Here is a 13,505-nt window from a genome sequence, read left to right as displayed (position 1 = left end):
GCCGTTGCGGGCATCACGATCGCGTTGCGATCAATGGTGGTGACCACCGTCGCCATGCACGTGGCCGTGGTCGACTTCTTCCTTGGCGGCTTCGCGCACTTCAACGATCTCGACGTCGAAATGCAGGTCCTTGCCGGCCATCGGATGGTTCAGGTCGACGTCGACCACGCTCATGCCGACCTTCTGCACGGTAACCGCGCGCGGGCCGAAGTTGGTCTGCAGCACAACCTGCTGGCCCGGGACCAGCTTGGCGTTGCCGAAGTGCTTCTTCGGCACGCGCTGGGACAGGCCCTCGCGACGCTCGCCGTAGGCATCGGCGGCCTTGACGTCGACGTCGAAGGTCGCGCCGGCTTCCTTGTCCATCATGGCGTTTTCCAGGCCCGGGATGATGTTGCCGTGGCCGATCAGGATCGACAGCGGCTCGCCGCGGTCCTTCGACGATTCGATCGGCGCCTGGCCGACCTCGGAGACGGTGTAGTGGAAGCGGACAACGCGGTCTTTTTCGATCTTCATGCGCAACTCTGTCTGGATCTGCCGGAGGCAGGCGGGTTGGGGCGGGTTGTCGCCCGGCGGGGACGCCGCCATCATGACGGCCAATCCAAGGTGGCGCATTATCCGGAGATCATGCACATCACGCCAGTTTCTCCCGGCCCGCGCCGGTTTCCCCTGCCTGCCCTGCTGCTGGCCCTGCCCCTGCTGTTGACCGCCTGTGGCGGCGGCAAAGCCGTCCGGCCTGCCACGCCGCCCCCGACGGCGCACTGGCCAGCCACCACGCCGGACAACCCCGAGGCGGCCAATTCGGTGCTGATGCGCGCCATCAGCCTGGTCGGCACCCCCTACCGCTACGGCGGCAACACCCCCGATTCGGGCTTCGACTGCAGCGGCCTGGTGACCTACGTGTACCGGGAAATGGTTGACCTGAAGCTTCCGCGCACCTCGCGCGACCTGGCCGCCGTGCAGGGGCCGAAAATCGACCCGAAGCGGCTGGCCACCGGCGACCTGGTGTTCTTCGGCAGCCGCGGCAACGTCACCCACGTTGGCATCTACGTGGGCGAGGGCCGCTTCGTGCATGCGCCGAGCACCGGTGGCACGGTCCGGCTGGACTCGCTCAGTGGCCCCTACTGGAAAGACCACTACACAGGAGCGAAACGCGTTCTTCGCTAAAATGAACAGGCGATATGTTTAAAACCGTGACGCAAATCACTGATGGAATAACGGTTTTTTAACGGAATTTTTAACTTATTGACGCTTTTACAGGGCATGATGCCCCATCGTTTTTTTCCTGTGACCGACGCGTGACGACTGACGACCTGCAAGGCCAAGGCCAGACCGCCGCTTCTTCACGTAGTGTCCGTCCGCTTTTCCTGGGTCTGGCGCTGTGTCTGACCAGCCTTCCGGCCTGGTCGCAGAGCACCCCCGCCAGGACCGATGTCCCCCCGGCCCCCGTGGCCGAGGCCGCCCGGCCAGCCGCCAAGGCCGAGGCTCCTGCCCCCCAGCGCAGCCGCGCCGATGCCGCCGCCAGCGCCACCCTGGCCGCCCTGCTGCCGCATCTGGCCGCCAACGACACCATTCCGCTGATGGACCGCTCGGCCATGGTCGCCGGCGATCTCAGCCGCCTGCTTGCCAACTACGACACCAGCAGCGTTGCCACCGGTTCGGTGGTGGGCAGCCTGGATGACAACGGCAAGGTGCAGTCCCTGCTGCGCCGCGCGATGACCCTGCTGGGCACCCCCTACCGTTGGGGTGGCAGCAACCCGGACAGCGGCTTCGACTGCAGTGGCCTGGTCGGCTACGTGTTCCGCTCGGCCCTGGGCATCGAGCTGCCGCGTGTGTCGCGCGAAATGGCCCATGACAACAATGCCGAGCTGATCAACGACCGCGCCGCGCTGGCGGCCGGTGACCTGGTCTTCTTCGGCCGCAAGGGGCGCGTCGATCACGTCGGCATCTATGTCGGCGAAGGTCGTTTCCTGCACGCCCCGAGCACCGGCAAGGACGTCCGCGTCGACACCCTGCTCAGCGGCTACTGGGGCAACAAGTTCATGCAGGCGCGCCGCGTCGAACTCTGAACCTGCCCCCTGCGAGGCAGAACTGGAAGCCGCTGCGCCGCAGCGGCTTTTTTGTTGTCCGCACACCTGCTTCGGCACGGGTGGCCGCTGGCCGGCGCTGCCTGCGTTGGTCCCTGATGTCACGGTGTGAAAGCTGCCGTGACCGGCCGCCGGATGCGGCCAGGGCATCCCGGCGTGGGGCGGCACGCGGCGATGACCCGTCTGACACCGCCCGCGTTGCCCGGTTGCTGGGGGAAGGCATGGCGGCAAGCCTGCAGGTTCCATCACGCTGTGTGATCTGGTTCGGTCAGCCGTTGATGGGCGAGCGCGACGCACTGGCGGCCGCTGGTTGGCAGCTGCGGTGTGTCAGCCCTTCGCCGGCCATGGCCATCGGCCTGCGCGGCCGTGACCATCTGGTGGCCGTGCTGGACCTGCGCCACCTCGATGCGGATGCGCTGCGGCCCATGCTGCCCTGGGTCGAGCAACACCAGCACCTGCCCTGGTTGGCGGTGTTGCCCGCAGGCCTGGACGTGCCGCCGCCCAGCTGGGCGCCGCTGCTGGGTGCCTGCCAGGATCAGTTCGCCCTGCCTCGCGAACTGCCGGACCTGCTGACGGCCATGCAGCGCCACTGCGGCGAGGATGAGCCGCCCCTGGCCGCCGTCCGCGACGGCGGCGGCCTGCCAGCCCTGATCGGTGACAGCCCTGCGCTGCTGGCCGTACGGGCCGCCCTGCACAAATTCGCGCCGGTCGAACTGCCGGTCCTGGTCACCGGCGAAACCGGCACCGGCAAGGAACTGGCCGCGCAGGCGCTGCACGCCCTGTCAGGGCGTGCCGGCCGGCCGTTCATGGCGGTCAACTGCGGGGCCATTCCGGCCAGCCTGGTGCAATCGGAACTGTTCGGCCATGAGCGCGGTGCGTTCACTGGCGCGGCACAGCGCCGGGTCGGCCTGTTCGAGGCAGCCGACGGTGGCACGGTGTTTCTGGACGAGGTGGGCGACCTGCCGGCCGATGCACAGACCAGCCTGCTGCGGGTGCTGCAGGAAGGCACCCTGGAGCGGGTCGGCAGCAACCAGCCGCTGCGGGTGGACGTGCGCGTACTGGCCGCCACCCACGTCGACCTGGAGCAGGCCGTGGCCGAGGGACGGTTCCGCCGCGACCTGTATTACCGCCTCAATGTGCTGCGGCTGCCGATGCCCGCGCTGCGCGACCGCGGCAGCGACGTGCTGCTGCTGGCCGAGCACTTCCTGCGCAGCTTCCGCAACCGCCATCCCGGCCGCGCCCGTGGCTTCGCGCCGGGTGCGCGCCAGGCGATGCGCCATTTTGAATGGCCGGGCAATGTGCGCGAGTTGTTGAATCGCGTACAGCGCGCGGCGATCGTCAGCGAGCACGAACTGATCACCGCCAGCGACCTGGATCTGGCCGAGGCCGATGCCCCTTCGCCGCGCGCGGTGCTGCAGGACGCGCGTGGCCAGGTCGAGCGCGATGTGCTGCTGCGGGCGCTGAAAATGCATGGCTACAACGTATCGGCCTGCGCGCGGCACATGCAGGTGTCGCGGGTGACGGTGTACCGGCTGTGCCGGAAGCACCACCTTGAGCTTCCACCGGAACGGTAGTGCCAGCAACCCGTAGAGTCGAGCTTGCTCGACTGATCCGCGAAGAGCAGCCGAGCATGGCTCGGCTCTAAAGAAAGCGTGCGCGCCGCTACAACATGTATGGCACCTTGAACGACAGTGTGAAGTCCGGTGCATCCGGGGTCAGGCCGATGCCCAGCAGGGTCACCATCGTCGCGTGCTGGTTCAGTGCGTAGGTCACGCCCAGGTTCAGCGATGCTGCGTTGGCATCACTGCCGATCACCTTCACCCACTGCCCGCCCTGGAACCGCGTCGACGCGCGTGCGCTGATCTTGTCGCTGAAGGAAATGCTCAGGCTGGTGCGCTCGTTGAAGGCAAAGGCCACGCCGGCGCCGAAGTACACCGAACCGCCCAGTTTCACGTCACCCGGGTTCACGGTGTCCGGATTGCTGTCGATATCGTCGAAGCCGCGCGGGAAGGAATGGATGTAGCCGGCATTAGCGAACAGGATCGCCGGATCGGCCGTCTTCACCATCGACACGCCCAGATTGGCCTGCCACACGCCATTGCCGGTCGGCTGCTCGCGCGGCACCGCAAAGCGGATGTAGTCATCGTCATCGCGCTCGATCACCTTCCAGTCCAGGCCATAGGGTGCACGGCCGGTCGGTGCGGTGACGCCACCGGTCAGCACCGTTTCCGGGCGCCACCCGCGCTCACCGAACAGGCGGTAGTTGGCGCTCAGGCTGACATCGCCCAGGCCGTTGCCATTGGTCTCTTCCTGCGCGATGGCTGCGGCCGCACCACCGGCACCGCCCTTCTGGTACACGGTGCGGCGCGCCAGGTACGGCACATCCATGTTCAGCGTCAGGTTCGGGCTGACACCCCAGCGCGCGGCGAGGTTGTAGGTCAGCGAATCGGACTCGACGTTCTCGATGGCAATGTTGCCCAGGAAGATCGCATCCAGCGCCAGGAAGCCGTTGAGGGTCAGCTGCTTGCGATCATAGCGGGCGTAGGTGAGGCTGTTTTCCAGGGTGAAGCGGCGCGAGAACAGCGCAGCCTGCTGCTGCTTCACGTCATCCACGCTGCGTCGCGCCTCCTGCTTGGCCTGCTGGGCCTCGGCGGCGGTACTGGCATAGCCTTCGCTGCTCGGTGGCACGGCGGCCGCCGCCGCAGGCGCCAGGGGCGCCGCCGGGGTCGTGGCGCCGCCGGCCCGTCCACTCAGGCGCGCCTGCATGGCCTGCACCTGCATGTCCAGCTCGCGCAGGCGTCGCACTTCCTGCGCGTAGTTGGCCTTGAGCTGCTCGAGCTGGGTGATCAGTGCCTGTACATCGGCACCGTCCTTGGCCTCCGCCGCCGGTTGCTGGGCGAAGGCATTGGCCGCCAGCGCCGCCAGCGCCAGCGGGGTAAGCCGCAAATAGGTGTGCATGTCGTTGGCCTGCGTTGTACGTCCGTCCCCCTCGACCGGGCCCTGTTACTGGCCCGGGCCCATGCCGCGGTTCAGCGCGATCGCCTGGGCCACGTTCTGGCTCAAGGGCTGGTTGCTGGCCACGGTGCTGCGTACCAGCTCCAGCTGCAGCCGGTTGCTGGCCGTCTGGCCATCCCCGGACAGGGCGATGCCCTGGCCGACGCTGCCATTGCGGATCCACTGCTGGACAAGGCCCTGGCCGTCGATCTGCAGCATCAGGCGTGCCTGGTTGCCATCGAGCACCGCCGTCGCACTTGCCCCACCCTGCTGCATCTGGGCGATGCGGTTGCCATCGTCGATGGTGGTCGGCACCGCGCCATCACGTACGGTCAAGGTCGTCACGTTGCGTGCGGTGTTGCCATCGCCGGCCACCTGCACCGCCTGCACCAGGCCGGTGGCATTGGCCAGGCCGCTGCTGTCGATGCTGCGTCCATCCGGGGTGGGCATCGGGGCATCGGCGTTGGTGACCTGCACGTGCGGCTGGAAGGTCAGCCGCGGCGTGCTGCCCTGGCGGAAGTCCATGCCCAGGGTCAGCGCGCCCTGCACGTTGCTGCCGTTGGCGCCCTGCCATTGCGAAATCATCGTTACCCCGAACCAGGCCACGTTGTTGCCGCCCACGGTGTAGCGGCCGCGCATCAGGTTCAGTTCGGGATCGGGTATTTCCTTCAGGCCGCGCCCTGGTGCGCCTTCAGCGGCCCAGGCGGGCAGCACCGGCAACAGCAGCAGCGTGGCGATCAACATACGTTGGCACAGCATGATCGGGCCTCCTTCAGAACAGGTCGGCATGGCTGAAGCCGAAATCGACCAGTTCGGCATCGGTGATCGGGCCCTGCCGCGCGTACAACGCACGCGCACTGGGCCGCTCGCTGGGTTGCAGAAGTACCGTGTTGCGATCGAAGTCGCTGCCGATCACGACGAAAACAGCGCGCGACGGCCACGCTTCATTGAACTCGGCCAATGACAGGCTGCGGTTGCCCAGGATCGGATCGGCCACTTCGACGATGCCGCCGCGAACCTGCTTGAGCACCACGAAATGGCGGAACCCGCGCACGTCCATCAGCACCAGGCCGGGCACGCGCAGGGTGCGCAGCCGGTTCTCATCGATGCGGTAGCCACGCCCGCGCATCCCGAGCGATTCGACATAGCGCTTGATGTCCAGCAACGAAAAACCGCGTTCCTTCACCAGCTGCGGATCGGAAACGCCCATCATTCCTTCGATCACCGTCGCTTCGTTGGTGTCCAGGTGGTAGGCGTAACGCAGGATGGTGGCCAACGCGGCCGCACCACAGCTGTAGTCGGTGTGTTGCCGCACCAGGTTGCGGTAGCGCCGCTCCTGCATGCTTTCCACCTTCTGCTGCATCAGCGCGCCATTGGGAAGCACCCCGGTGAAGGCGACATCGCCTGCCCACGCATGGGCGCTGCCCAGCAACAGCAGGCACGACAGCAGGCGGATCCAGCAGCGGTGTGCAGCCATGTTGCCCTCCAGCGGAAGGAAGGAGCCCCTGCCCCAAGGGGGAGGAGGAGCAGGGGCTCCCGGGGGAACCCGGCCATTGGCGGATGGCCGGGCTTGTTGCACTCAACGCAGCTTGGCTGCGAAAGCGGTCACGCCCGGTGTCACTCGCCGCCGCCGGTACCGCCACCGGTGCTCGGCTGGGCCACGGCCAGGGCCAGGCTGTTGGCCTGCAGGTTGCCGGTGCCCGAAGCGACGTTCACGCCGATGTTGCCCGAGGCACCCGTGAACGCACTGCCCGACAGCGCCGAGGTGTTGGTCGCATCCACGTTCACCCAGCGGGTGGTGGTGACCGTGCCGCTCAGGCTGGCGTACAGGTCGGCCACACCCAGTTCGACGAACTGGCTGGTGCCGCTTTCACGCGTGTCGAAGCCCAGGCCGCCGACGCCCTGGCGGTACGGATTCGGCGTTGCGTTCTGGATCTCGTTGTCCAGATCGATGTGGCCGGTGCTGTTGCCATCCGGATGCGGCAGGTCGCCATCCCAGGTGTCGAGGTAGTAGTTCGCCATCTGGTAGGCATTGCCGCGGCCACTGTAGGTGCCGGCGCCATAGGCCAGGGTGAGGCCACCCACGCCACCGCTCATGCCCACTTCCACGGTGTCGGTGTAGGACTGCACGAAGCCTGCGTTGCTCACTGCGTTGCCGCTGGAGATCTGGTTGGAGCTGATGCTCGACTGGGCCATCGCGCTGGTGGCCACCGAGGCAGCAAGCGCGTTCTTCTGCTCGTTGTTGTTGCCCGAGGCGATGTTCACGCCGATGTTGCCCGACGCGCCACCGAAGGCATTGCCACCCAGGCTGGCGGCATTGGTGACGCCGGAGTTCATGGTGGTGTTGCCCATGCCCGCCTGGTTGACGAACACCTCGGCGTCGGCCATGCCGAAGCTGAAGGAGGCGTCGGCCGCGGACAGCGAAGCCGCGTTGTCCTGCGCATTGTTGTCACCGGCCACGACGTTGAACCCGAGGTTGCCCGATGCACCCGAGCCCACGTCATCGGCAATCGATGCATCGTTGGTGACCAGGGTGTTGGAGCCCAGGTTGTTGCTGATCGACTGGCGGTTGTCGATGACCGCAATGGCGGCCGAATCCAGATCGATGTTGCCGGTGATGGTCGGATCGCCGGAGAAGTTCACATCACTGCTCAGGCGCAGGTCTTTTTCCAGGTTCACGTCGACGCCGTGGTTGTTCTTTTCCTTGCGCTCGTCGGCCTGGATGTTGCTGTTCTTCTGTACCTGCTCGTTCACCGTGCGGTTGCGCGTGACGTTGGAGGTATCGGTGTTGCTGCGTACCGTGGTGTTGGTACGGGTCCAGTTGCGGACTTCGTTGTCGGTGTGGTTGTGGGTGTCGTTGCGGGTCTCGGTCACGACATGGTTGTGGTTGATGTTCGCGCTGGCGTTCTGGTTGTCCCAGCCATTGGCCGCAGCAGCGGTCGAGGCAGAAGCAATTGCCATGGCGAGCAGAGACTGTTTGACGGTCGCTTTCATGGTGCCCTCTCTCTCATCAGTGATACATCGGGTGGTGGGTGGTACTCACGGGTTGCCCTGGACGACCAGGCCAAGCACGTTGGCCGTGTCGTTGCGGGCTCCCGCGATCTGATTGAGTTGCAGGACACCGTCGAAGCCCCGCAGTGCCGTGGCGGAAACGCCGACACTGCGGATACCCGCCGCAACGCCGTCACCGGCGTCGCCCTGCCCCCCTGCTGACGCGATGTCCGACGCCGCCAAAGCCGCGTCGTCGGTCTCGCGTATCCCTTGCCGGGCCAGCGTCGCGCTGACGACGTTGAGCGTCGTGTTGGCGATGCCGCTGGCCTGGTTGATCGATGCAATGCCGCTGACGCCATTCAGCGCCTGGCCTTCGATATGTGCGCTGGCCTGCAGCGGCCCCGACAGGACCACGTCGGCATGACGCTGCTGGCGTGCGGCGATGGCGACGTTGGCCTGGTCGCCAGTGGCCATGCCCTGCAGATTGGCCTGGATGTTCAGGTCCCCGGCCGCCTGGTTGACGGCGATGGCGCCACTGGCACCGGCCAGCGCGCGATCGCCGATCCGCGCCACGTCCAGGTAGGACAGCATGCCGCTGTAATCGTCGGCCCACGCCCCTGCGGGTACGCCGGCCAGCATCAGCAGCAATGCGCCGCGCGCCGCACGATTCACTTGCCACCTCCCTGCGGCGCCGCGCCCAGCGGGAACTGCGCCAGCGCACCGCGGACGGTGTCGCCGATGCCGCGGGTGGTATTGCCGACCGCACCCAGCGGACCGCTCATCGCGCCGCCCAGGGCATTGCCGCCGAGCGCGCCGTCACTGGAACGACCCAACGTGCCGCCGAGCGCCTGGTGGGTCACCCGCTCCACGGTGGTACCGCCGGGTGCGGCCACAGGACCGGACTGGCCCGCGCCGAGCCCGGCGTAGTCGTCATCACTCAGCTCGTCCATGCCGCCAGCGCCACCCGTGCCGAGTGCGGTGGCGATCTCGTGCTGCGGTTTGGGGTCGGCGATCAGCGCCACGCCCGGCGGCGCCATGCGATAGGCCGGACGTGCGGGCACATCGCGCAGCAGGACGATCTCGCCCGGCTGCGGCTTCACGCCCTGGCGCGCTCCTGAAGCAGCCGCCGCGAGCGGGCAGGCCAGAGCCAGCAGCAGTACAAGCTGCCGGACCGGATAACCGAGATGGGTGGTGCTGCTGTCCATGCCGCTCTCCCGTTGCGTATGCGCAGGGACAGAGCAGCTTCCGTGCCAACTTCCAGACCGCTTGGTATCAGGCGGTTCAGCCGGCTGCCGCAGGACGTGTTGCCAGCAGGCTGTTACAGATGCGTTCGGATTTCGTTTGCCTTAACGCGCAGGAAACAACACTGCACAAGGCCCGGCGGGGCTGTATCAACGGTGTTACAGGTGCTGATACAGCCCGTTGCAGTGCCGCTTCAGCTGCGCGGCGGGGTCGGGTCAGGATCATCCAGGCCGACATTGGTGGACGGATTGTCATACACCGACTGGTCCAGCAGGCCGGTTTCCTTGGCCACCAGGACCGGTACCAGCATCTGGCCCGTCACATTCGTCATCGTGCGCATCATGTCCAGGATGCGATCGATCGCATACAGGTAACCGATGGTCTCCAGCGGCAGGTTGGCCGCACTCAGCACCACCGTGGCCATGATGACCGCCGTGCCCGGCACGCCGGCCGTGCCGAAGCTGCCCAGCACCGAAGCGATCAGCACCACCACGTACTGCTCCGGCGTCAGCGGCACGCCGCTGTACTGGGCGATGAACACCGCACACAGCGCCGGATAGATCGCTCCGCAGCCGTCCATCTTGATGCTCGCGCCCAGCGGCACGGCGAACGAGCCGTAGTCCTTGTTCACACCCAGGTTGTGGGTGATCGAGCGCAGCGCCACCGGCATGGCGGCAAAGCTCGACGAGCTGACGAAGGCCACCTGCATGCCCGGCGCGGCACCGCGGAAGAACTTCAGCGGATTGAGGCCGTGCGACAGCAGCAACGCGCTGTAGACCACCACGATGTGCAGCGCGCAGGCCACGTACAGGGCCAGCACGAAGTGACCCAGCGGCAGCAGCTTCTCGAAACCATAGCTGCCGACCAGGCCGGCGATCAGGCCGAACGTACCGATCGGGGTGACTTCCAGCACGAAGCGGGTCACCTGGATCATGATGTCGCTCATCTGGCCAACCAGCCTGCGCGCCTCGGTCACCTTCTCGCCAAGCTTGACGATGGCGAAGCCGACCAGGCCGGCGAAGAAGATCACCGGCAGGATCGAACCACGGCCGGCCGCCAGCACGGTCTCGCCCGCGGCGTTGACCTTGGTGCCGATGCCCGACAACGCGTAGAACACATTGGACGGCACCACGTCCAGCAGCACCTGCACCACGCTGGGCACTTCGCGCGGCACATAGTTGCTGGCCATCGACAGCTGCAGGCCACCGGCACCGGGCTGCAGCACGGTGCCCACGCCCAGGCCCACGCAGACCGCCAGTGCGGCGGTGATGACGAACCACAGGAACGTGCGGCCACTGAGCGCGGCGACCGACTTCTGGCCGTGCAGCGAGGAGATGGCATTGATGACCGCGAAGAACACAAGCGGCACCGCGATCATCTTGATGAGAGTGACGTACAGCTCGCCGAGCGGGCCGAACCACGTTTCAGCGGCCGGGCCGAGCGCCCAGCCCGCCAGCGCGCCGAGCACGAAGCCGCCGACCACGCGCTGCCAGAATGGAATCCGCAGCCAGGCAGACACCAGTTTCATAGGCAATCCAGAGGGGAAGGAAGGGATGGTTGCACGATAGCCCATGGCCGCCCCGGGAACGACCGCTCCCCTGGCAAATCAGTGTGTCATCGGCGTGCCTTGCTGGGGCGGGCATAATGAACGTCCCGTTACAGTTTGTGAGATCCCAGCGTCCATGCGTCGTTCCGTCTCCCTGTTGGCCGCCTGCGCCACCACCCTGCTGCTGGGCGCCTGCGCCAGCACCCCCTCCGCCTCTGCACCGGCTGGCCTGAAGGTTGCCGTCGATCCGGTGGCCCATCCGGCCGGCGAGACCCCGCAGTGGTGGTACCGCAGCGGCGCTGCCCAGGCCGCGGCCAATGGCGCGATGTCCGGCAAGGCGAAGAACGTCATCCTGTTCCTGGGTGACGGCATGAGCCTGACCACCGTGGCCGCCTCGCGCATCTACGAAGGCCAGCAGAAGGGCGGATCGGGCGAAGAGAACCTGCTGTCCTGGGAGCGCTTCCCGGCCACCGCATTCAGCAAGACCTACAACACCGATTCGCAGACGCCTGATTCAGCCGGCACCATGACGGCGATCACCACCGGCGTGAAGACCCACATGGGTGCGATCGGCGTCAGCGCTGGCAGCCGCAGCGACTGCGCCGACAGCCTGTCCAAGGGCCTGCTGACCTGGCTGCAGCTGGCCGACAGCGCCGGCCTGGCCACCGGCATCGTCTCCACCGCCCGCCTGACCCACGCCACCCCGGCCGCGACCTACGCGCACTCGCCCGAGCGCAACTGGGAAAACGACACCGACCTGACCGACGCTGCCAAGGCCGCCGGCTGCAAGGACATCGCCCAGCAGCTGCTGTCGACCTCGCGCTACGGCCGTGGCCCGCTGGTCGCCCTCGGTGGTGGCCGTGGTGAATTCACCACCGTGGAAGAGCGCGACCCCGAGTACGACGACAAGGTCGGCCAGCGCCTGGACGGGCGCAGCCTGGTGCAGGAATGGCAGCAGTCGCACCCGCAGGGTGCCTACGTCTGGAACAGCACGCAGCTGGCGGCCGCGGCCACCGCGCCGGCCATCCTCGGCCTGTTCGAACCGGACCACATGCGTTACGAGTACGAGCGTCCGCAGGACCCGGCCGGTGAGCCGAGCCTGGCCGAGCTGACCGCCGCGGCAATCAAGAACCTCGCGCAGCACCAGGAAGGCTACGTGCTGATGATCGAAGGCGCGCGCATCGACCACGCCAACCACAGCGGCAATGCCTACCGGGCCCTCACCGAAACCGTCGCCCTGTCCGACGCGGTGCGCGTGGCCAACGAACTGACCTCGGCCGACGACACCCTCATCATCGTCACCGCCGACCACTCGCACACCCTCAACTTCGTCGGCTACCCGGCACGCGGCAACCCGATCCTGGGCAAGGTGAAGGACAAGGGTGGCGAAGATGGCGCCGGCAAGCTGGATTACGCGCTGGATGGCAACGGCCAGCCGTACACCACGCTGAGCTACGCCAACGGCCCGGGCCACACCGGCACGACCAACCAGCAGCCGGCCGGCCCGAAGGTCTACCCGCACAACCCGAGCAGCTTCGAACAGGCCAACGGCCGCCCGAACCTGCATGGCGTGGACACCGAGCACCCGGACTACATGCAGGAAGCGCTGGTGCCGATGAAGTCCGAATCGCACGGTGGCGAGGACGTGGGCATCTGGGCGCGCGGCCCGGGCAGCAAGGCCATCCGCGGCACCCTGGAACAGAACGCGATCTACCACATGATCGTGCAGGCCACCCCGGCCCTGCGCGAACGCCTGTGCCAGGCCGGCACCTGCGATGACAAGGGCGTGCCGGTGCAGCTGCCGGCGCCGACCGCGTTCGAGCGCAAGGCCGAGGCGCAGTGACGGCACGGCCGACTGCCACCAGCGGCCGCCTCGTGCGGTCGCTGGCACTGTGCGGCCTGCTGGCCAGCGGTGCGGCGTGGGCGCAGGCACCGGCGTGCACGCAGCTGACCGAAGAACAGGGCCTGGTGGCCCTGCCCGGCTGCGAGGTGGATGGCCACCAGTTGACGCTCAGCGCGGACGCGCTGAAGGCCCTGGAGTACGACGCGCAGGGCCTTGCCGTTGTGCATGCCGATGGCGGCTTCCACTACGTGGCCCGCAGCGGCCGCAGCCTTCCGGTGCTGGCCTGGGACAACGGCGCGGACGCGCCGCAGGAAGGCCTCCTGCGCGGGCGCATGGGGGATCGCGTGGGTTACTTCGACCTGCAGTTCCGCCAGGTGATTCCAGCACTGTTCGATTTCGCATGGCCGTTCAAGGACGGCGTGGCGGAGGTCTGCAACGGGTGCAGGCGCGGCACGCCGGATGGCGATGGGCATACGCCGATGGAAGGCGGCGAGTGGTTCCGCATCGACCGCACGGGCCGTCGGCTGAAGTAGGGGTTTTCGGCAGGGCTGCGCCCTGCACCTGCTCAATGCAACGTCAACATCAAAAGCCGAAGCGGCATGCCGTGGGTTGGCGGGGCACTGTGGGTTTGCGGGGACGCCGTAAACCCATCCATGGGGGCTTGGTCGCCGCATCCATGCGGCTCACACCCCGCAACCCCACAGTGCCCCGCCTTCGACAGGTTCACGCGGCTGATGGTGGGTGCCGACCGTTGGTCGGCACATCTGTCGGATATCGAATGAATTCATCCACGCATGGCGTGGAT

13 protein-coding genes are annotated in these 13,505 nt (G+C 67.2%); 5 read left to right on the top strand and 8 right to left on the bottom strand.

Annotated features, from left to right (window positions below):
• Positions 1-30 precede the first annotated feature (30 nt).
• The gene (locus VER16_RS09195) at positions 31-513 is read right to left on the bottom strand and encodes a peptidylprolyl isomerase (protein WP_324807403.1); all 483 of its coding nucleotides are present in this window, start codon (positions 511-513) and stop codon (positions 31-33) included.
• Between the two features lie 111 nt (positions 514-624).
• On the opposite strand from VER16_RS09195, the gene VER16_RS09190 reads away from it, so the two are divergent.
• From VER16_RS09190 to VER16_RS09180, 3 genes are all read left to right on the top strand, one after another.
• Entirely contained in the window at positions 625-1,164 is a 540-nt protein-coding gene (locus VER16_RS09190; protein WP_324807462.1) for a C40 family peptidase, read from the top strand.
• A gap of 131 nt (positions 1,165-1,295) precedes the next feature.
• A complete protein-coding gene (locus tag VER16_RS09185) occupies positions 1,296-2,066 on the top strand; it encodes a C40 family peptidase (protein ID WP_414716039.1) in 771 nt (256 codons plus the stop codon).
• A 239-nt stretch (positions 2,067-2,305) separates the two neighbouring features.
• The gene (locus VER16_RS09180; protein WP_324807401.1) at positions 2,306-3,658 is read left to right on the top strand and encodes a sigma-54 interaction domain-containing protein; all 1,353 of its coding nucleotides are present in this window, start codon (positions 2,306-2,308) and stop codon (positions 3,656-3,658) included.
• Positions 3,659-3,746: 88 nt separating this feature from the next.
• Here VER16_RS09180 and VER16_RS09175 read toward each other — a convergent pair whose 3' ends face one another.
• The 7 genes from VER16_RS09175 to VER16_RS09145 all read right to left on the bottom strand — a co-directional run bounded on the left by VER16_RS09175 (position 3,747) and on the right by VER16_RS09145 (position 10,839).
• Positions 3,747-5,042 carry a transporter gene (locus tag VER16_RS09175; RefSeq protein ID WP_324807399.1) on the bottom strand — a complete coding sequence of 432 codons (1,296 nt, stop codon included), beginning with the start codon at positions 5,040-5,042 and terminating at the stop codon, positions 3,747-3,749.
• A 45-nt stretch (positions 5,043-5,087) separates the two neighbouring features.
• A complete protein-coding gene (locus VER16_RS09170; protein WP_324807397.1) occupies positions 5,088-5,837 on the bottom strand; it encodes a hypothetical protein in 750 nt (249 codons plus the stop codon).
• A 13-nt stretch (positions 5,838-5,850) separates the two neighbouring features.
• The gene (locus VER16_RS09165) at positions 5,851-6,555 is read right to left on the bottom strand and encodes a C39 family peptidase (protein WP_324807395.1); all 705 of its coding nucleotides are present in this window, start codon (positions 6,553-6,555) and stop codon (positions 5,851-5,853) included.
• Positions 6,556-6,695: 140 nt separating this feature from the next.
• A complete protein-coding gene (locus VER16_RS09160) occupies positions 6,696-8,072 on the bottom strand; it encodes an adhesin (protein ID WP_324807393.1) in 1,377 nt (458 codons plus the stop codon).
• A 45-nt stretch (positions 8,073-8,117) separates the two neighbouring features.
• The gene (locus VER16_RS09155) at positions 8,118-8,708 is read right to left on the bottom strand and encodes a hypothetical protein (protein WP_324807458.1); all 591 of its coding nucleotides are present in this window, start codon (positions 8,706-8,708) and stop codon (positions 8,118-8,120) included.
• Between the two features lie 29 nt (positions 8,709-8,737).
• Positions 8,738-9,274, bottom strand: coding sequence for a hypothetical protein (locus VER16_RS09150; protein ID WP_324807391.1), 537 nt, complete (start codon positions 9,272-9,274; stop codon positions 8,738-8,740).
• Positions 9,275-9,504: 230 nt separating this feature from the next.
• Positions 9,505-10,839 carry a dicarboxylate/amino acid:cation symporter gene (locus tag VER16_RS09145; RefSeq protein WP_324807389.1) on the bottom strand — a complete coding sequence of 445 codons (1,335 nt, stop codon included), beginning with the start codon at positions 10,837-10,839 and terminating at the stop codon, positions 9,505-9,507.
• Positions 10,840-10,993: 154 nt separating this feature from the next.
• On the opposite strand from VER16_RS09145, the gene VER16_RS09140 reads away from it, so the two are divergent.
• Both VER16_RS09140 and VER16_RS09135 read left to right on the top strand, forming a co-directional pair.
• Positions 10,994-12,700: an alkaline phosphatase gene (locus tag VER16_RS09140; RefSeq protein WP_324807387.1), complete on the top strand. Its 1,707-nt coding sequence runs from the start codon at positions 10,994-10,996 to the stop codon at positions 12,698-12,700.
• 32 nt (positions 12,701-12,732) lie between these two features.
• Positions 12,733-13,233 (top strand): WG repeat-containing protein, encoded by a 501-nt coding sequence (locus VER16_RS09135; protein WP_324807385.1) that lies wholly within the window; start codon positions 12,733-12,735, stop codon positions 13,231-13,233.
• Positions 13,234-13,505 lie beyond the last annotated feature (272 nt).

The sequence above is a fragment of the Stenotrophomonas sp. genome (genome assembly GCF_035634915.1).
In the GTDB taxonomy this organism is placed as follows: Bacteria; Pseudomonadota; Gammaproteobacteria; order Xanthomonadales; family Xanthomonadaceae; genus Stenotrophomonas.
Note: the sequence above shows the minus strand (reverse complement) of the source record. Positions and strands in the feature narration are given on the sequence as shown.

Bases quoted from the DNA above. Each gene is read 5' to 3' on its own strand.
- VER16_RS09190 (WP_324807462.1), top strand. From the start codon at position 625: ATGCACATCACGCCAGTTTCTCCCGGCCCGCGCCGGTTTCCCCTGCCT.
- VER16_RS09155 (WP_324807458.1), bottom strand. From the start codon at position 8,708: ATGCTGGCCGGCGTACCCGCAGGGGCGTGGGCCGACGATTACAGCGGC.
- VER16_RS09180 (WP_324807401.1), top strand. From the start codon at position 2,306: ATGGCGGCAAGCCTGCAGGTTCCATCACGCTGTGTGATCTGGTTCGGT.
- VER16_RS09140 (WP_324807387.1), top strand. From the start codon at position 10,994: ATGCGTCGTTCCGTCTCCCTGTTGGCCGCCTGCGCCACCACCCTGCTG.
- VER16_RS09160 (WP_324807393.1), bottom strand. From the start codon at position 8,072: ATGAAAGCGACCGTCAAACAGTCTCTGCTCGCCATGGCAATTGCTTCT.
- VER16_RS09165 (WP_324807395.1), bottom strand. From the start codon at position 6,555: ATGGCTGCACACCGCTGCTGGATCCGCCTGCTGTCGTGCCTGCTGTTG.
- VER16_RS09145 (WP_324807389.1), bottom strand. From the start codon at position 10,839: ATGAAACTGGTGTCTGCCTGGCTGCGGATTCCATTCTGGCAGCGCGTG.
- VER16_RS09195 (WP_324807403.1), bottom strand. From the start codon at position 513: ATGAAGATCGAAAAAGACCGCGTTGTCCGCTTCCACTACACCGTCTCC.
- VER16_RS09150 (WP_324807391.1), bottom strand. From the start codon at position 9,274: ATGGACAGCAGCACCACCCATCTCGGTTATCCGGTCCGGCAGCTTGTA.
- VER16_RS09170 (WP_324807397.1), bottom strand. From the start codon at position 5,837: ATGCTGTGCCAACGTATGTTGATCGCCACGCTGCTGCTGTTGCCGGTG.
- VER16_RS09175 (WP_324807399.1), bottom strand. From the start codon at position 5,042: ATGCACACCTATTTGCGGCTTACCCCGCTGGCGCTGGCGGCGCTGGCG.